The 18,462-nt window shown below is 59.0% G+C and carries 17 protein-coding genes; 5 read left to right on the top strand and 12 right to left on the bottom strand.

The window, feature by feature from the left end; genetic code table 11:
* The first annotated feature begins 65 nt into the window (after positions 1–65).
* From AC5I5B_RS20865 to AC5I5B_RS20855, 3 genes are read left to right on the top strand one after another with little or no spacing between them, the layout of a single operon-like run.
* Entirely contained in the window at positions 66–1,274 is a 1,209-nt protein-coding gene (locus AC5I5B_RS20865; RefSeq protein ID WP_003504889.1) for a glycosyltransferase family protein, read from the top strand.
* A gap of 43 nt (positions 1,275–1,317) precedes the next feature.
* Positions 1,318–2,565 carry a glycosyltransferase gene (locus AC5I5B_RS20860; RefSeq protein ID WP_020808533.1) on the top strand — a complete coding sequence of 416 codons (1,248 nt, stop codon included), beginning with the start codon at positions 1,318–1,320 and terminating at the stop codon, positions 2,563–2,565.
* Positions 2,562–3,713, top strand: a complete 1,152-nt coding sequence (locus tag AC5I5B_RS20855) for a glycosyltransferase family protein (RefSeq protein ID WP_020808534.1) — start codon at positions 2,562–2,564, stop codon at positions 3,711–3,713. Before AC5I5B_RS20860 ends, AC5I5B_RS20855 begins: the two co-directional genes overlap by 4 nt.
* On the opposite strand, the gene AC5I5B_RS20850 is transcribed toward AC5I5B_RS20855, so the two are convergent.
* The 6 genes from AC5I5B_RS20850 to AC5I5B_RS20825 form a co-directional block, all read right to left on the bottom strand.
* On the bottom strand, positions 3,679–4,419 hold the full coding sequence (locus AC5I5B_RS20850) for a copper homeostasis protein CutC (protein ID WP_107677601.1): 741 nt from the start codon (positions 4,417–4,419) through the stop codon (positions 3,679–3,681). The genes AC5I5B_RS20855 and AC5I5B_RS20850 overlap by 35 nt on opposite strands.
* Positions 4,420–4,445: 26 nt before the next feature.
* Complete coding sequence (locus tag AC5I5B_RS20845) at positions 4,446–5,651, bottom strand: MFS transporter (RefSeq protein WP_020808536.1); 1,206 nt, start codon at positions 5,649–5,651, stop codon at positions 4,446–4,448.
* Positions 5,652–5,713: 62 nt separating this feature from the next.
* Positions 5,714–7,147 (bottom strand): M81 family metallopeptidase, encoded by a 1,434-nt coding sequence (locus tag AC5I5B_RS20840; RefSeq protein ID WP_111834668.1) that lies wholly within the window; start codon positions 7,145–7,147, stop codon positions 5,714–5,716.
* A 12-nt stretch (positions 7,148–7,159) separates the two neighbouring features.
* Positions 7,160–9,079 (bottom strand): beta-N-acetylhexosaminidase, encoded by a 1,920-nt coding sequence (locus tag AC5I5B_RS20835; RefSeq protein ID WP_099085849.1) that lies wholly within the window; start codon positions 9,077–9,079, stop codon positions 7,160–7,162.
* Between the two features lie 45 nt (positions 9,080–9,124).
* Positions 9,125–9,907 carry an SDR family oxidoreductase gene (locus AC5I5B_RS20830; protein ID WP_035264434.1) on the bottom strand — a complete coding sequence of 261 codons (783 nt, stop codon included), beginning with the start codon at positions 9,905–9,907 and terminating at the stop codon, positions 9,125–9,127.
* An 84-nt stretch (positions 9,908–9,991) separates the two neighbouring features.
* Positions 9,992–10,855, bottom strand: a complete 864-nt coding sequence (locus AC5I5B_RS20825) for a MurR/RpiR family transcriptional regulator (protein WP_003504906.1) — start codon at positions 10,853–10,855, stop codon at positions 9,992–9,994.
* 243 nt (positions 10,856–11,098) lie between these two features.
* Here AC5I5B_RS20825 and AC5I5B_RS20820 point away from each other — a divergent pair, with 243 nt between their 5' ends.
* Positions 11,099–11,584, top strand: coding sequence for a hypothetical protein (locus AC5I5B_RS20820; RefSeq protein ID WP_060725424.1), 486 nt, complete (start codon positions 11,099–11,101; stop codon positions 11,582–11,584).
* A gap of 152 nt (positions 11,585–11,736) precedes the next feature.
* Here AC5I5B_RS20820 and AC5I5B_RS20815 read toward each other — a convergent pair whose 3' ends face one another.
* From AC5I5B_RS20815 to AC5I5B_RS20790, 6 genes are all read right to left on the bottom strand, one after another.
* A complete protein-coding gene (locus tag AC5I5B_RS20815; RefSeq protein ID WP_111834667.1) occupies positions 11,737–12,849 on the bottom strand; it encodes an ABC transporter ATP-binding protein in 1,113 nt (370 codons plus the stop codon).
* A 185-nt stretch (positions 12,850–13,034) separates the two neighbouring features.
* Positions 13,035–14,267 carry an extracellular solute-binding protein gene (locus AC5I5B_RS20810; RefSeq protein ID WP_003516773.1) on the bottom strand — a complete coding sequence of 411 codons (1,233 nt, stop codon included), beginning with the start codon at positions 14,265–14,267 and terminating at the stop codon, positions 13,035–13,037.
* Positions 14,268–14,307: 40 nt separating this feature from the next.
* Positions 14,308–15,165: a carbohydrate ABC transporter permease gene (locus tag AC5I5B_RS20805; protein ID WP_003516772.1), complete on the bottom strand. Its 858-nt coding sequence runs from the start codon at positions 15,163–15,165 to the stop codon at positions 14,308–14,310.
* Positions 15,162–16,046 (bottom strand): carbohydrate ABC transporter permease, encoded by an 885-nt coding sequence (locus AC5I5B_RS20800; RefSeq protein ID WP_060725421.1) that lies wholly within the window; start codon positions 16,044–16,046, stop codon positions 15,162–15,164. Before AC5I5B_RS20800 ends, AC5I5B_RS20805 begins: the two co-directional genes overlap by 4 nt.
* 11 nt (positions 16,047–16,057) lie before the next feature.
* The gene (locus AC5I5B_RS20795; RefSeq protein ID WP_111834666.1) at positions 16,058–17,239 is read right to left on the bottom strand and encodes a Gfo/Idh/MocA family protein; all 1,182 of its coding nucleotides are present in this window, start codon (positions 17,237–17,239) and stop codon (positions 16,058–16,060) included.
* Positions 17,240–17,354: 115 nt separating this feature from the next.
* Positions 17,355–17,537, bottom strand: a complete 183-nt coding sequence (locus AC5I5B_RS20790; RefSeq protein ID WP_035212808.1) for a hypothetical protein — start codon at positions 17,535–17,537, stop codon at positions 17,355–17,357.
* A 153-nt stretch (positions 17,538–17,690) separates the two neighbouring features.
* On the opposite strand from AC5I5B_RS20790, the gene AC5I5B_RS20785 reads away from it, so the two are divergent.
* Positions 17,691–18,443 (top strand): GntR family transcriptional regulator, encoded by a 753-nt coding sequence (locus AC5I5B_RS20785; RefSeq protein WP_003504923.1) that lies wholly within the window; start codon positions 17,691–17,693, stop codon positions 18,441–18,443.
* The last annotated feature ends 19 nt before the right edge of the window (positions 18,444–18,462 follow it).

Genomic DNA, 18,462 nt, shown 5'->3' with positions numbered 1-18,462 from the left:
TACGTCTTGATACACTGCCCTTCCGACGCCGCCTTCATCGTGAAAGGCAAAAAGAGGTCTGGCCCATGAGCTCCCGTTTGAACGACGCGCGCATTCTCATGTACAGCCATGATTCCTTCGGCCTCGGCCATCTGCGGCGGTGTCGCACGATTGCGCATGCTCTGGTGGAGGATTATCGCGGCCTCAACGTCCTCATCATTTCAGGTGCGACGATTGCCGGCGCCTTCGATTATCGCGCCCGCGTCGATTTCGTGAAAATCCCGAGCGTCATCAAACTGCGCAACGGTGAATATACCTCGATGGACAGGCATATCGATCTTCAGGAAACGCTGAAGATGCGCCGCTCCATCATCTATCACACCGCTGAAAGCTTCCAGCCGGATATCTTCATCGTCGACAAGGAGCCCATGGGCCTGCGTGGCGAGGTGGAGGAAACGCTCGCCTATCTCAAGGGACAGGGCACCAAGCTCGTCATCGGCCTGCGCGACGTCATGGATGCGCCGCAGCTGCTCGAAGCGGAGTGGAAGCGCAACAATGTCATGACAAAGATCGGCCAGTTCTATGACCACGTCTGGATTTATGGCCCGCCCGATTTCCACGATCCGCTGACGGGGCTCGATGTTCCGCACACCGTTCGAGACAAGATGGATTTCGTCGGTTTCCTGCAAAGGTCCAAGACGCAGGCCGAAACCGTATCGCATCGGCCGGAAGGCGATTACCTTCTCGTCACCACCGGCGGCGGCGGTGATGGCAGCGAATTGATCGATGACGTCATCAACGCCTATCGCCATGACAGCGAACTGACGCATAAGGCGCTGGTGGTGCTCGGCCCCTATATGCCGGCGGATCAGCGCCAGCGCTTCATGAACAGCGTCGCCGATATTCCGCATATCGAGATCATCGAGTTCGACAATCGCATGGAAGATCTCGTCGCCGGCGCGCAGGCCGTTGTTTCGATGGGCGGATACAACACCGTCTGCGAGATATTGTCTTTCGACAAACCCGCCCTCGTCGTGCCGCGCACGGTGCCGCGCGAAGAGCAGCTTATCCGCGCCAGCCGCGCCTCGGAGCTTGGCCTTTTCGACATGCTTCTACCGGAAGATGCCGAGAACCCCGCAAAAATGGCGGCGGCACTGAAAGCGCTGCCAAACCGCGCGCCCCCTTCCGTCAATGCGCGCGGGCTGAAACTGGATGGTCTGGAAAACATATCGCGCCGGATCGCCGAATGGCTGCCGCCCGAGGGCGACAAGGCGCCGATCACGCTAACCGCGTGACCGGTTCCCCGACAAACACCACTTCAAAAGAGACACGCGCAACGTGACCGATACAAAAAAAATCGTGGTGCTCCTCAAGGGCTATCCGCGCCTGTCCGAGACATTCATAGCTCAGGAGCTTCTCGGGCTGGAAAAGGCCGGCCTGAAGCTCGAACTCATGTCGATGCGCCGGCCCACGGACAAGAAGCGCCATCCCGTTCACGATGAAATCCGCGCGCCCGTTACCTATTTGCCGGAGTATCTGCACGAGGAACCGCTGCGCGTTCTGAGGGCGCTATGGGCCTGCCGCAAAAAGCCGGGCTTCACCAAAGCGCTTCGCCGCTTTTTCAGCGACCTGCCGCATGATCTCAGCCGCAACCGCTTCCGCCGTTTCGGGCAGGCCGCGGTGCTCGCGCATGAATGGCCGGAAGATGCCGAATGGCTGCACGTTCACTTCATCCACACGCCCGCCTCGGTCGCCGCCTATACCCATCTGATGACAGGCACGCCCTGGACGATCTCGGCGCACGCGAAGGACATCTGGACCTCGAACGACCGCGACCTTGCCGCCAAGCTGCAAAGCGCCCGCTGGGCCGTGACCTGCACCGCCGGCGGTTTTCAGCATCTGCAGACACTTTCCGGGGCCAAGAAGAATGTGCATCTGAGCTATCATGGCCTCGATCTCACCCGCTTCCCGCATTTCGAGACACCGCGCCCGGTAAGGGACGGATCGGACGCCGATGATCCTGTCAGGATTTTAAGCGTCGGCCGAGCCGTCAAGAAAAAGGGCATCGATATTCTGCTGCGCGCGCTCGCCTCGCTTCCCCAGAATATCCATTGGCGTTTCACCCATATCGGCGGCGGCGATGAACTGGCCGCACTGAAGAAACTTGCCGACGAACTCGGCATTGCCGACAGGATCGTCTGGACCGGCGCCATGGACCAGAAGCAGGTGCTGGAGAATTACCGGGAAGCAGACCTCTTCGCTCTTGCCTGCCGCATCACCAGCGATGGCGACCGCGATGGCCTTCCCAATGTGCTGGTCGAGGCTGCGAGCCAGGCTTTGACCTGCATCTCCACCAACATATCAGGCATTCCGGAGTTCTTCGTCAGTGGTGAAAACGGCCTATTGACGGAACCGGAAAATCCGGCCGCCTTCGCAGAGGCTCTGCGCATGGCCATCACCGATCCGCAATTGCGCCAGCGTCTTGGCAGTGCAGCCGAAAACCGTGTGCGCACCGCCTTCGACCATCGCACCAGCATTGCCGAACTGAAGGCCCTGTTCGAGACCGAGTGGGAAAAAACGCCATGACCGATACGGAAAAACGCCCCTGCGTCTTCTTTTACGTCCAGCACCTTCTCGGCATCGGCCATATCGCCCGCGCCAGCCGCATTGCCAAAGCCCTTCAGGCGGACGGTTTTGATGTGGTTCTGGTGACGGGCGGCACTCCGGTCCCGGGCTTTCCGGGCGAGGGCATCCGCCATGTCGAATTGCCGCCCATCGCCGTTAGCGACGGCAACTTTGCCGGCCTAGTCGACAGTTCCGGCAAACCGGTGGATGACAACTTCAAGAGGCTTAGAACCGATATGCTGATCGGGGCCTATCACGGCGCCAAACCCGATATCGTTATCATCGAGGCTTTCCCTTTCGGTCGCAGGCAGGTGCGATTTGAATTGCTGCCGCTGCTGGACGAGATTGAGGACAGCGAACCGCGCCCCCTCGTCATGGCGTCGCTGCGCGATATTCTTCAGGAAAAAACCAAACCGGGACGGGACGAAGAGACCGTGTCGCTGGTGAAGAAACATTTCGATGCAGTGCTCGTCCATGGCGATCCGGATTTCGCCCGGCTGGAAGACACCTTTCCCCTCACCGGCGAAATCAGCCAGCGCATCGTCTATACCGGGCTCGTCGCCCCCCTTCCGCCGCCGGAACCGGAGGAGAAATTCGACATCGTGGTTTCCGCAGGCGGCGGCGCCGTAGGGGCAACACTCATACGGGCTGCTATCGAGGCCGCCCCTCTGCTTGGTGGCATCAAGAACTGGTGCCTCGTAACCGGTCCAAACATGCCGCAAGCGGATTTCGATGCGATCTCGGCGCAGGCGGCCGAGAATGTGTCCGTCTTCCGTTTCCGCAAGGATTTCGCAAGTTTGCTCGCCGGGGCACGGCTTTCGGTTTCACAGGCCGGTTATAATACCGTCTGCGATATTCTTCAGGCAAAATGCCGCTCGCTTCTGATCCCCTTCGCGGCCGGGGGCGAAACCGAACAGAGCGCCCGTGCCGAACGACTGGCGCGACTGGGGCTGGCGCATGTGCTGGAGGAGAAGGATATTTCGGCGCAACCGATGGCCGATGCCATCAAGGCAGCACTGGCCTTGCCAGCACCCGGCACGATCACGCTCGACCTCGATGGCGCGGCCGGAACGGCTAGAGCGCTGCGCCGCCTTTATGATGAGCGGTGAGGATCGTCTTCAACTCGCGAACCGCCGCCTCATCTGTAACCTTGCGCCCTGCGCCGGTGAAACCGAGCTTCGCCACCCTGCTTTCCGGATCAAAGGATGGAACGGCGGAACAGGATGCGTGGATTTCCGTGATCGGAAAGCGATCCAGCAATGTCTGAACGCTCTGCGGACGCACGCCGGCACCGGGCATGATGACGATCCGGCCTGCGGCCATCTCGGATAGGTGCGCCAGAGCCTCCATCCCCTCAAGCGCCGAACGCGCGCCGCCGGAAGTGAGAATTCTTGGAAACCCCAACGTGATGGCAGCTTCCAGGGCCTCTTCCATATCAGGCACGACATCAAAGGCCCGGTGCAGCGTCACATCCAGCCCGTCCGCGTGACGGCGCAATTCCTCGAGCAGAACGATATCGAGCGAACCATCGTCACGCGAGGCGCCGAGCACCACGCCGGAAAGGCCTGCAGCACGCGCCGCATCGATGTCGCGTTTCATGACATCCGCTTCATCGCGTGTGAACACGAAATCACCGGCGCGCGGCCTGATCATGACGCTCACCGGCAGCCCACAGGACGCCGCGCGTTGCATGAAACCCGCCGATGGCGTCACACCGCCGCCCGACAGCGCCGCACAGAGCTCAATGCGATCGGCCCCACCGCTGACCGCCGCTTCCAGACCGGCGACATCGTCCACACAAATCTCGAGAATCATCGTAACCTCTTTCATTTGGGTGGCCGTTACCTGCGGCGGCCCTTTCCATCAAGCGCGTAAAGCATATAAACGCCGCCGAGCCCCACGATTGCTCCCAATATGGAAGTTCCCGAATAGCTGGAGACCAGGGTTCCAACGGCAAAAATCAGCGCACCCAGACCAGCACCGAGAAAGATATTGACGGCAATCAGCGAGCTTCCGAGCCCCGGCCGATCAGCGATCAGTTCCTGCAGGTAGGTAATGGGAATGCTGATGATCGCGGCGGCACCCAGCGCACTGATAACCGTCTGCGCGTAGATATGCCACGGCGCGGAAGCAAGCCCCTGCAGGATGAGATAGATGGCATAAAGCCCCGCTCCCGCCGCAAGTGTCAGTGTTTGCGGAACCTTCTTCTCGATCCAGCCCCAGAGGAGAATGAAGACGATTTCCAGCGCAGCGACGATACCCGCAACAATACCGATATCCGCCACCGTGCCCTTGGCCTGTCCGGTTATGATGAGCGAGCGCACGGAATCGTTGAGATGCAGCATCGAGCAGATGAGCGCGATGGCGATGATCCGGAGCAGCACCCGCCGTGACCCGATTTCCGCAAGCGAGGCGCGCAGGCCGAACCGCGCTTCGGTATTTGCCGATGCCGGTGTGGCGGCCCGCGGCAGGCAGAAGGCGACAAGCAGAAAACAGACAAGCGCGCAGATGCCCGAAAACAGGAAAGCCATCAGCATATTGCCGGAATTCACCAGAAAAACACCGACAATACCAGGCACCAGCACCCAGGAAAGCGAGATGGTTGCCCGCATGATCGAGTTCACCGCGATCATTTCACCTGTCGAAAGGTTGCGCGCATCCGCACGCACATGCGCGAAGATCAGCGAATTCATCGCCCCGAAAATCGGCAGAAGCACCAGCTTTGCAGCCACGAAGGCAGTGGCGTTGCCGGCCAGATAAACCAGCAGATAACCGCTGACACCGAAGAGCGCGATATAGAGCATTGGCTTGCGATATTCGCCCAGCCTGTCGGCGACGATGCCCATCAACACGCTGGCGCTGACATTGATGACAGCGGCAAACAGCATCAACAGCGAATAGACGCTGTTGCTCAGCCCGATTTCGCGAATGCCGATGACCGCCTGATAGGGGGCGGTCGCCGCATTCGAAAACCCGAAGAACAGGATGGCGAGCGCCCCGATGCGGATCGACGGGTTGTTGATGACGATGGAAAGAGCCGACGGCATGGAGATTCGCCTGAGATGATCCGGCACCGCCGGATCGCTGGGTAAAAGCTACCGGACCGCTGTCATCGCCAGCGGGCCGAAAGGATGGGTTTGGGGGTATAGTCGAAATGCGGCTTCCATGGGTAGAAATCGCCATCCCGGCGGCGATTGGGAAGGTTTTCGATATCCTGATTGATAACCCCTTCCGTCAGCGCCATGAGGTTGGGATTGGCGATCGGTGCAAGTTCCGGCGAAAGATAACCTGACTTGACGACCAGCAGCCGCACGCCCTTTGGATCGAAGCCGAGACGGGTGAAATCGGAAATCATGTGATAAGGCCTGCGCCGCGCCGCCAGAATGACCGTGATGCCACCGATGGCGACCACCGCCTGCCGCTGGTCCGCAGCACCAGAATCGTCCAATTTCAGGACCTCGGCTTCGACAGTGACCGATGGGCTTTGCGGATCGAGACTGCCGCCAATCTTCAGGGAAAGTGTTGCACCTTCGCCGGCCGCAAAACAGGCTTCGACCGCCGGCCTGTCGGTGATGCCGCCCAGCAGCGCACCCTGCCAGTTGCGCGCAATCAGTGCGGCCAGAACATCGGCGCGATCGCCAACCCCACCACCGGTCGGATTGTCTCCCGAGTCGGCCAGGATGATCGGTCGCGTTGCGGTGTTTTCGGCAATATCCACAATGGCCTCAAGCGGCTCGGTCACGGGGCCGAAACGAAAGTCCTGCCGGGCATTCCAGTAGGATTGCGCGATCTCGCTCGCGACCGCCTGTGCAGCCGCTTTGTCCGTTCCCGTCACCACGGCGCAGGCCGTTGCACGGGGTTCGTCCGCCCAGACGTAGCCGATCATGAAATTCGCATCCCAAATGCCGGGCCGCACATCATGATCCGGCAGAACCGCATAAAGGCTTTTGGCAGGCTCATCTTCTGTGGAGGTCTTCTCACCTGGCAGTAGAACCGGAATTTTCGCCCATGCCACGCCGGGCTTTTCGCCGGTCTTCAGGGCCTTCAGCAGCATCGTCCAGGCCCGCACCATCGTCTCGCGCACGTCGATATGCGGCGCCGTTCGGTAGCCGGCAAATATGTCGAGCTGATCGATGATCGTCTGGCTGACATTGCCATGCAGATCATAGCTCGCGGAAACGATCACATCCGGTCCCACCACGGCGCGGGCGCTGGAAATCCAGTCACCTTCCGCATCCTCCATACCCTCGACATTCATCGCTCCATGCATGGCGAGATAAAGCCCGTCGAGCGGCAGCGCGGCCTTCAGGCGCTCGAGGAATTCCCGCTTGAACGCGTCATAGGTCGCGCGCGACACAGGGCCGCCCGGCACCGCCCGCGCATGCAGAAGCGGCAGTACGTCCACCCTGCCCTCACCGAGGAAATTGAAATACTCGGCCTCCAGCAGTTCGACGCCGCGAAAGACGCGAAAATCTTCCTGCCCCATCAGCACCGGCGAATAGGTGCTGCATTCGGTATGAATTCCACCAACGGCAATACGCATGTCGGTTTCCCCTCAATAAACCGGGCTCAAGGGGACGATGGCGGAAAAACGCAACCAGTCCTTCTGCGCTTTTGGTGTCCACGCCGCCTCGGCAATGGCCGGCAGCCTCGGGAAAACCAGATGGTTGAAATAGGCACGGTTGAGGAAGTGTTCTGACCAGATGCAGGCCTGAACGCCCTTCATCCGCTCCTTCAACTCCTCGGGAAATTCGCCGACGGCTTCATAGGCATAGGTATGCGAAGGCGGAACGGTGCCGGCCCAGCTTGCGCCCGGCTCCTGCCAGGCTTCATCCTGCACCATGTCCAGATAATAGGCCTGACCCGGCGTCATCACCACGTCGTAGCCCTGGCGCGCAAGCTCAAGTCCGACTTCCGGCTTCTGCCATGCCATCAGCAACGTTCCGGCCGGATCGACGCCGCCGCCATGGGAAACCTCATCCCAGCCGGCAAGCTGGCGGCCGCGCTCGTGCAACATCCCCTGAATACGTTTCATGAAATAGGACTGGATGCCGAAGGTGCCATCCAGCCCCTCCTTTTCCATCAGCGCCTTGGCAAGAGGCGAGGCGAGCCAAGACCCATCCGCAACCTCGTCGCCGCCAATATGGATCAGCCGCGACGGAAAGAGCTCAACCATCTCGTCGAATATCTTGCCGAGGAATTCATAGGTCGGCTCGATGGCCGGGTTGAGCGCGTTGTTCGGATATCCCTGCACAGAGCGATAGCTGTCCGGTGCCTCCTGCCCATCCGTCAGTTCCGGATAGGCGACAAGAGCCGCCGTGCTGTGGCCGGGAATATCGACTTCCGGCACGATTTCGACATTCAACGCGGCCGCATGCACAACGACCATGCGCACCTCATCCTGCGTGTAATAGCCGGACACCGGTTCGGCCCCGTTACCGAGCTGCGGCAGAAGTGGCGCATCCGGACCGCGTGTCGCGCCGACTGTGGTCAGCAGCGGATAGGCCTTGATTTCAAGACGCCACGCCTCATCATCCGTCAGGTGCCAGTGGAACCGGTTCATGCGCAGCCATGCGAGAATATCGATCAGCCGCACGACATCATCAGTCGGATAGAATTGCCGCGAGACATCCAGATGGCAGCCACGCCAGCTATAACGCGGCGCATCGCTGATGGTGCCGGCAACAGGGAAACGGAACTTGGGATCGATGCGCGCGCCATGCAGCAGCTGCGCCAGAACCGTCAAGCCATATTGCAGACCGGCAGCGGCCGAATATTCCACAACGACCGCGTCTTTCGAAAAGGTGATGCGATAGCCTTCGGCTTCCAGACCGCTATGCTGCTTGAAACGAAGCGGTTTTCCCTCATGAACCGGCGCGAGGCTGAAGGGCACGTGCCCGACGGCAAAAAGCCTGCGGAACAACGAAAGCACGGTTTCCACCGCAAGCACCTCTTCCGCGCCTGCATCTTCCGTGGGGAAGAGCGCGACGGGGAAGCCTTCGCCCGGTTCCGCATCGATTTCGGCAGGCCAGGGCTGGATGGAAAAGGGCAGATCGAGCTTGCCTTCAGGAAGCAGCACCGGTGCCGGCTCGCTGTGACGCCCATCCAGCATCAGGTCACCGACATCGACAGCGCGATGCGTTCCGTCGGCAAGGCTGACATAGGCGGATTTCGCGCCATCCGTGCGATGCCTTGCGGGCCGCAGCAGGCCATCGACGGTGAAGCGCCAGGATTTGCCGGGCTCCAGCACGAAGCCCGCCGGCGGTGCAAATTCATGGAAATTGGCGTTGCGGCGCAGGTAAACGGCATTGCCGCACACCGGCTTGTCCACCGTCCGCGTCAGCGACGTGTAAACGATACGGAAATCCTTCAGCGGTGCGCCGGAAAGATTGACGAGAGTGAAGGTAAAGCCGCCGGATGCGGACTCTGCGAGCGGATGCCAAGAATTTTCAAGACGATATTGTGCGAGCGCCATGATGCTCCCCTTTATTGCGCATTGGAACCGGTGAGACGGTTTTAATCAGTAGTGTTCGGATTGCGAGAAAGTCCGGGCAAGCGGTGCCTGCCCCGCCGTGAGACCACAATCAACCGGCAAGCACACGCCGCTGATGGCGGCGGCCTGCGGGCCGGCCAAGAAAGCAACCGCATTGGCCACATCTTCAGGTCGCACGATCCGCTGCAGCGGATACCAGTGCTTCGCCTCCTCGAAGACCTGAGGATTGACGGCGGCCCGCGCCTCCCATGCCTGCGTGCGCACAGTGCCCGGCGCAACGGCGTTGGAGCGGATGCCGAATTTGCCGTATTCGACGGCGATCAGCTTGGTCAGATGGATCAGCCCGGCCTTTGCCGCGCTATATGCAGGGTGGCCGAATACCGCCATGCCGTTGACGGAGGTGATGTTGACCACCGACCCCTGGGTACGCTTCAACGCCCCCTCGAAAGCCCTGAAGCAGAGAAACGGGGCTTCCAGATTGAGGATATTGTCCTTGCGCCATATGTCGGCGGTCGTGTCATGCAGGCTGACCGCCCTTGCGGCACCCGCATTGTTGACGAGGGTCGCGACATCACCCAGTTCCGCAACCTCGGCGGCCAGCCTCTCAAGGTCCTGCGGATCGGTGACATCGCAGGTTTTCGCAACGAAGCGGGGACCGGAAAGCAGGGATAGCGCGCCCGAAAGAGCGTCGGGATCGATATCGACCAACACTACCTTTGCATGGCTTTCAGCGAGCGCCGCAGCAATTGCCCGACCAATATCACCTGCCGCGCCGGTAACGACGGCGAGCTGGTCTTTCCTGTCCTTCATCTCCTACAACTCCCTTGAAGCTTTACGACCCGCCACAAAGCGAGGTCTCCGGCAAAGCAGCCTGTGTTTTTCGGCATACCGCCCTCAATCACCGAGCAATTGCTTGTCATCCGGGTCACGATGTTCCACGAGCTGCTGCTTGATATGACGCAACGTCACCATCGACCGTTGCCGTTGGTGATAGGCAGCAAGCGTCGCCAGAACATCGACGGCGGCCAGATAGGCGTAGCGCGATGAGGTGGGGCGGAAGATATTGTTTCCCTCGGGTACATTAACGGCCACCACCATATCCGCAGCCGCGGCAACAGGCGTGTCGCTCTGGGTGAGTGCAATGGTGGTAACCCCCATTTCCCGCGCCAGCCTGAAACATTTCACCAGTTCCATGTTGCGGCCGGAAAAGGACGAACCGATGATGACGTCTTCCTTGCGCGCAGCGGCGGTCATCATCAGCTGCATGCTGTGATCGGCGCTGGTCGAAACGCGCAGACCCAGGCGGAACAGCCGGTTCTGGATTTCCGAAGCGATCATCGAGGAATTGCCGCCCGCGCCGAAGGCGTAGATCATGCCGCTATTGGCGATCCTGATCGCGGCCTCATCGGCCAGAGCGGGATCGAGCGTCCTGTGCAGCAGGAAAAGCGCTTCCTGCGCCTTGGCAAGCACCTCCTCCGCGACATCGGAAGGGCCGGTGCTGGAGGGCTCGGAGGTAAGATATCGGATACCCACATAGGCCGTCTTGGCGAGGCTGACCTTGAAATCCGAAAAGCTCTGGCAGCCGAGACGCCGGCAGAACCGCGTCACCGTCGGCGGAGATACTTCGGCGCGGGCCGCAAGCTCGATGATCGAGGCATTGACGGCGAATTCGAAGTCCGAAACCAGAATATCGGCGATCCGCCGTTCCGATTGCGAGAACTGCCCCCTGTCTTCCTGTATCCTTGCGAAAATATCCATGTTCACCGGTCTCCGTTCCGCCAAAACTTAAGCCTTGGCTCCGTTACCGATGCACCCTAATAAAGCGCGCCCGTCAACCGCATAGCCCCCTGAATCGATCCTGTTTCGTCCCATTGACGACACGACGGACACCTCTGATTTGAAAATTATTTTCTCTGTTGATTGATAGATGAGCATATGCCAACAATCTTCACCAGAGAAAACTCCAAATCTTGAAAATAATTTCAAAAACGGACCCAAACCATGCGTGACCCCTTCAAAAACCCCTTTCCCGCAACGGACGTCGCCCGCCATTCTATCTGGGAGATGCTGGTGACGCGGGACATCGACGCATTCCTTACTGCCGACTGGTCGAAGGTCGCGGATGATTTCGTCGAGGACGGCTTTCTCGGCATCAACGCCAACCGGGATGCAAACCCGGACAATTGGCGCCTGTCCTTCCCATCGCTTGAGGCCTATCGCGACGAGTGGTTGCGGCAGGCGCAGGATTTCCAGACACAGCAATTCGCCGAAGACCCGCGGGGTGCGATCTTCACGACCACCACGCTGGAAGAAATCGAAGTGGAAGGCGAGACCGCGCTGGTCCGCAAGAAGTTCGACGGCGGGCTTCGCAAGGCCGATGGCAGCTTCGACGTGATGAAATGGCAGACGCTCTATTATTGCCGGCTGCATGAGGGCCGCTGGAAGATCAGCGGTTTCACCGGCTACATGCCCAATCCTATGCCCTGATCCAACGGACTTGGCAGACAGTTTCGAACGCCGGGCCGAAAGCCCGGCGTTATTTTTTCGTCTGGAAGACGAAGAAGAAAACCGACGAAAATGGATCTCGTCAGAGAAAACCGGGCATGGGGAGACAGATTTCATGGCCCGGTTCCTGCCCTTTATTGTATCAGCTTGAGGACGGAGAGATCGACGCGCCGTTCCAGCGCTGTGCCGCTTTCATCGAACAGATGGCAGTCCGACGCCTTAATGCCGGTGACGATGAGTTCGTCGACAACAACCGGCGCGGAACCGGAAAGAAGCGCGCAATAATTTTCACCCGTGGGCGCGACGCCATAAGCGATCGTATTTACACCCAGCCGCTCGATAACGCTGGGCGCGACCTTGATATTCAGGTCGGCCGTTTCGAGACCGGTATGTTCCGGGCGAATGCCGAGCGTCAGCTGCGTGCCTTCAAGACCGGCGCGCGGCTCCACCGGCACGGTGATTGTCTGGCCCTCATACTCCACGGTCACACCATCGGCGCTGACGGATTTGCAGGTGACCTTCAGGAAATTCATTTTCGGATTGCCAATGAAACCGGCGACGAACAGGTTTGCGGGCTTGTGGTAAAGTTCCAGCGGCGCCCCGACCTGGGAGATTTCGCCCGCATTCAGCACCACGATGCGGTCGGCCATGGTCATGGCTTCCACTTGGTCATGCGTCACGTAGATCATCGTCGCCTTCAGCGTCCGATGCAGATTGGTGAGCTCGATACGCATGTCGGCGCGAAGTGCGGCGTCAAGGTTGGAAAGCGGCTCGTCGAACAGGAATATCTTCGGCTCGCGAACGATGGCGCGGCCGATCGCTACACGCTGGCGCTGGCCGCCGGACAACATGCCGGGGCGCTGCTGCAGGCGCTGGTCAAGTTGCAGGATCTTGGCGACACCCTCGACCTTTTCCTTGATCTTGGCCTCCTCCATCTTTTCGACTCGGAGGGGAAAGGCGATGTTTTCGAAGACCGTCATATGCGGATAGAGCGCATAGGACTGGAAGACCATGGCGATGCCGCGTTTCACCGGCGGCAAGTCATTGACCTTCACACCGTTGATGACGATATCGCCGGCGGAAATATCCTCAAGGCCGGCGATCATACGCAGCAATGTGGATTTGCCACATCCCGAGGGGCCGACAAAAACGACGAACTCGCCATCCCTGATGTCGAGCTGAACGCCCTTGATGACTTCGAAATGTCCATAGTTCTTGCGGACGTTGTTGAGATAAAGCTGACCCAAAACTTGCCTCTCCCGTCACCAGCCGACATCAGGCTGCGTTCAGAGACGTTCCGCAACACGGAAAAATCGCGTCGAACCGGAACGGTTGAAAAACACGAGACGCCCCTTCCGTCATAACGGCAGGCATTCTCGCGGCGGATTATGGGGTTGCGGGCGACCTGCGCCCGCAACCGTATCAATGTGGATTACTTGTACTGCTCGAGAGCTGCAGAGGCCTTCTTTGCGGCATCTTCCGGTGTTGCCTTGCCGGTAACGACAGACTGCACCATCTCGATCATCGTGTCCTGGAAGCCCTTGTAGTCAGTGAAAAGCGGCTCGGGACCGCCATAGGCGATACCGTCGATGAGCGGCTTCCAGAAGGGGTCCTTGGCGATGAATTCATCAACCTTGGGCGACGGACGAAGCGGGGTGAGGCCAGCGCCGCCCTGCAGTTCGTATTCACCCTGCGGGCCGGGCGAGGTGATGAACTTGGCGAATTCGGTCGCCTTTTCTTCGACACCGGTTCCCTTGAAGATCGCGAGGCTGTCGGTGATGAGCAGCGTGCCGGGACCCTTGGCTTCAGGGCCGAGCGGCAGGGTTGCGATACCCCAGTTGATCTTGGTTTCCTGCAGGCGGGTTGCGGCACCCGATCCCGCCTGGATCATGCCGACCTTGCCATCGAGGAAGATGGCGCGGATTTCGTTCTGCTCGTAGGCCGTCGGACCTTCGACGGAGTAAGGCGTGATGTCCTTGTAGGCCTTCAGAGCTGCAAGAACCTGCGGGCTGTCGACGGTGATCTTGTCGCCGTCGATGACCTTGCCGTTATTGGTGTAAACCCAGTGCATGAACTGGTGCATGGTGTTGTCGAAGGTCTTTGCGGGCAGACCATAACCGGCGACGCCGGTCTTTTCCTTGATCTGCTTCGCAAAGGCGATCTCTTCAGCCCAGGTCTTCGGCGGCACTTCCGGATCGAGACCGGCCTGCTTGAAGAGGTCCTTGTTCCAATAGAGCGCCTTGGTCGAGAAGGCGACGGGCACGCCCCACTGCGTATCCTCGAAGGTAACCGTGTCGACGATGTTAGGATAATAGGTCTTCTTTTCGTCTTCGGTCATCGGCACCGGAACGATGAGGTCGTTCTGTGCGAACTGCTTCAGCGTGCGCGAACCGACATAGGCCATGGCGACCGGAGTGCCGGCGGCAGCGAGCGTGGTTGCCTTGTCCTGGCACTGCGCCCAGCCGACGACTTCCGGAACGACCTTCCAGCCGGCATTCTTGCCTTCCCATTCCTTGATGTATTTTTCATGGATGGGGTCCATCTTGTCGCCGCAATAGATCCAGCTGATCTCCTTGTCGGCGGCGTGTGCCGCCACCGTGCCAAGGGCAGTGGAACCGGCAAATGCGAAGGCGCAAAGCGCCAATCCGTAATGTTTCAGTGCCATAGATAGTCTCCCGTTTTCTGGTGGTCGTTCCTATTGTTGATTATTTCACCGCGCCTGCGGTAAGCCCGCTGACGAGATAGCGTTGCATGAAGAAGATGACGACCATGGCCGGCGCAATGCCGACGAAGCTGGCCGCCATCAACTCATTCCAGACGACTTCCTGACGACCGAAATAGGCAAACAGGCCGATGGGCAGCGGCATATATTCGGTCTTGGAATTGAAGGTGAGCGCGAAGATGAACTGCTGCGCATAAGCACCGATGAAGGTGGTGATGGACACGACGGCGATGCCAGGCATCGCAAGCGGCAGGATCACCCGGCGGAAGGTATAGAAATAGCTCGCGCCGTCCACATAGGCCGCCTCTTCCAGTTCGCGCGGAATACGCAGCATGTAGGTTCGCAAAAGCCAGATGGCAGTGGGGATCAAAAAGGCGGCGCCGGGAATGATCATCGCCAGATAGGTGTTCAGGACGCCCATATTGCGCATCAGCCGGTAAAGCGGGATCAAAAGCACCGCACCGGAGAACATGTTGATCGCCAGAAACGCGCCGAGCAATTGCCCGCGACCGCGAAACTGGAACCGCGCGAAAGCATAGGACGCCGGCACCACCAGAAGCAGAACGATGATCGTCGATATCGTCGAGATGAAGAAGGAGTTGAAGACATAGCGGGCAAAGCCGGGAACGCTGACCCACATGGTCCGGTAAGCCTCGAAGGAGCCGTTTTCCGGCCAAAACTTATACGGTGACGAAAAAAGCAGGCTGAGCGGTTTCAGCGAAACCAGAAACCCTTCGACAAACGGCGCCAGCACGAAGGTCAGGAATACGGCGATGCCGCAATAAATCCCGACGATCTCATACCATCTGTAACGGTTGATCATCGCATTTTTGTCGGTCATCGGCTGGTCTCCTGCGAGATACGGCTGGTGATGCGGAAGTAGAAATAGGTGAAGATCGACAGGAAGATGCAGATCAGCACGGCGCGTGCAGCACCCTCACCGTATTTGTAGGAACCGATCGCCGTTTTATAGGTGTCGATGATCATGGTCGTAGTCTGGCCGGTCGGGCCGCCCTGCGTCAGGATCCAGATGATATCGAACGAGTTGAAGGTCGAAATCAGCGATATCATCGACATGGTGATCATGGCAGGCAGCATCAGCGGCAACGTGATGCGGCGGAAGCGATAGGCGCGGCTGGCGCCATCCGTCCAGGCTGCCTCGTAGAGATCCTGCGGAATGGCCTGTATCGCCGCTAGCAGATAAAGCGTCACCATCGGCACGCCGATCCACACATCGGTAATGATCGTCGCCCAGAAAGCCGTGCTGCCATAGGCGAGGAAGGCGACCGGACCGTCCACCAGACCCACGTTCTGAAGGACACCGGAAATCATGCCGAACTGGCCGTTATACATCCAGCCCCACATGAAGATGCCGATAGCCATAGGCACGATCCATGGCGGCATGGTCAAAAGGCGAAACAGCGCCCGGCCGGGAACGGCCGAATTCAGAAGGACTGCACCAAATGTGCCGATGATCATCTTTATCGAGACGGAAAAGAACGTCCAGATAAAGGTCCGCGTGATGACCTCGGCAAAAGTCGCGTTGAAAATCTTCTCGTAGTTGATGAATCCCACCCAGTTCGTCGTTTTTCTAAGCGACGCATCGGTGAAGGACAGGATGAAGGTATCGACGAGCGGATAAGCAACGATAACCGTGATGTATAAAAGCGCCGGCAGAAGAAGAAGCCAGGCGAAGACGACCGCGCTGCGTTTCGCATCCATCGCCGCGCCCCTCAAGCCGATTTCACGGCGGGGGATTTAGGCTGGCCGTGTAGCGCCAGATCATACTCCTCCCACACCGGCTTGAGATCGATCACTTTACGGCCATGGCGCGCTTCATCCATGGCAAGCGCCAGAATTCCGGCCTCTATCGCATCGAGTGCGGAAACCGGCAGCGGCGTACCCTTGACAATATGGGCGATGACGTCCTCCGCCATTTGCTCATCCGCACCATAATGCTGCGAGAGCGTGGTCGCCGCCGAATAGGTCTTGGCAACGGTCTTTTCATTGGTCCGGGCATTGTGCACGTTCAGGAAGCCGCGAACAAAATCACCCTCGGCCATGCCCTTGGCGCCGATCACGCAGAAGCGGCGGAAATCATCGGGAACGTTGAGATTGGTATGGAAGGCCAGCGACGCGCCGTTCTCATATTCGACGATCGCCGTCTGGTAATCGATGATGTCGCCGTCGCTGTCGAAGACCTTGTCGGAGCCCATCCAGCCGCTCGGCTTGCGATGGTAAACCTCCATGTCGTTGATACCGTCATTCTGCGGCGCGTTCGCCGGCGTGAAGCTCTTGCGCCCGCCGAAACTCGATACGAAACGCGGCCGCGCACCGACCACGCCATTATAAAGATCGAGGTCGTGGCAGCATTTTTCCAGCATGAAGGAGCCGGAATAATTCTCGTAACGCCGCCAGTCACGCATGAAGAATGCGCCGTGATAGGGCGGAATATGCTCCGAGGCCTCGATGGAAACGACATCACCCAGCTTGCCTTCGGCCTGCGCGGCGCGCAGATCGCGGTAGAGCGGGGAATAACGCAGGACCAGACCAACGAGCAGCCGCTCGTGACCGTGCTTGTTGAGCAACCGGGCGAGTTCGAGGCTTTCCTCGATGCTGACGACGATGGGTTTTTCAGAGAAGATGGTGCAGCCGGCCTCAAGCCCGATGCGGATATGTTCAAGATGCATATGGTTCGGCGAGCCGATCATCAACAGATCGAATTTTTCGTTTGCGATCAGCGCCTCGGGACTATCGTAAGCCTTGCCGGCCGAAATGCCCTTTTCCTGCAGACCCGGCAGGCCTGCCGGCACCGGATCGACATAACCGACGATCTCGAAATCCTTGTCGATCTCATGAAAAACGTAGCCCAGATAACCGAGACGGAATCCGAGTCCGATAATTCCCACCTTCATGAACTTTGTTCCCTGTTCATTCGTAATTCATTTTCGCAGAAGCGACCATTTCTGTGCTGGCCGTCCAGTTATCTGCGATAATTTTCCGTCACGATGAAATTAATTTTCACGACGGTCAAGTTAAATTCGATTTCACTAACGCTGCCGCCAGCTGGAAACCGATTTTTTCGTCGAGACAGGTGCGAAACAGATCGCCGCCGGCCACCAACGCACAAAACAATACCAAAAAAATGCCAATCGTCCAGAGCATTTCCGTTATCGGGAAATTTTTTTTGGTTAATGCGAAAATATCAAGCACATAGCCTTATTATCAGGCAAAATATCGAAAAAATAACCGATTAATCGTACAAATCCGACAATGGTTTTATTTTGGTATTGCTGATTATGCGGCATATGATATAGCCAGAGCCGGCCATATCGCCGACCACATGGATCGTGACAGAGGTTATGGATGAACGGGGCAGCGCTTAATCTGGATGACCTGCAATCAGGCGGCGGCCCGCTTTACCTGAAACTGCGCCAGACGATTGAAGACGCCATCAATGGCGGCCGCCTGAAGCATGGCGACGCCTTGCCGCCGGAGCGCGATATTGCCGAAAGCGCCTGCGTCAGTCGCGTCACAGTGCGCAAGGCGGTGGATGATCTCGTCCGCGATGGTCTTCTGGTCCGCCGGCACGGTTCGGGCACTTTTGTCGTCAAGCCCATCACCCGCATGCAGCAGCCCCTGACCAAGCTCACCTCGTTTACCGAGGACATGCGCCGGCGCGGAATGACGGCGAGCACACGCTGGCTGGACAGAGGCTTGTTCCACCCGACCGGCGACGAGATGATGGCGCTCGGCCTTTCCCAATCCGCCATGGTGGCGCGGCTCACACGTCTGCGTCTCGCCAACGACCAGCCGATCGCACTCGAAGTCACGAGCCTGCCGGGCGATATTCTGCCCGACCCGCAACTGGTTGAAAACTCGCTTTATCTGGAGCTCGAGAAAAGCGGCATTCGCCCCGTGCGCGCCATTCAGCGCATCTCCGCCCGCAACCTCACCGATGAGGAAACATTGCTGCTTGGGGTCCCGCCAGGCTCGGCAGCCCTTTCCGTTCAGCGAATGGCCTATCTGGAAAGCGGACGCCTCATGGAAATATCCCGCGCACTGTACCGCAGTGACGCCTATGACCTCGTCGCCGAACTGACGATGGGTCCCGAGTGACAAACCTTGATCAAGGACA

The sequence above is a fragment of the Agrobacterium sp. genome, assembly GCF_059499945.1.
The sequence above is the reverse complement of the archived record's forward strand: the minus strand, read 5'-3'. Positions and strand labels throughout refer to the sequence as shown.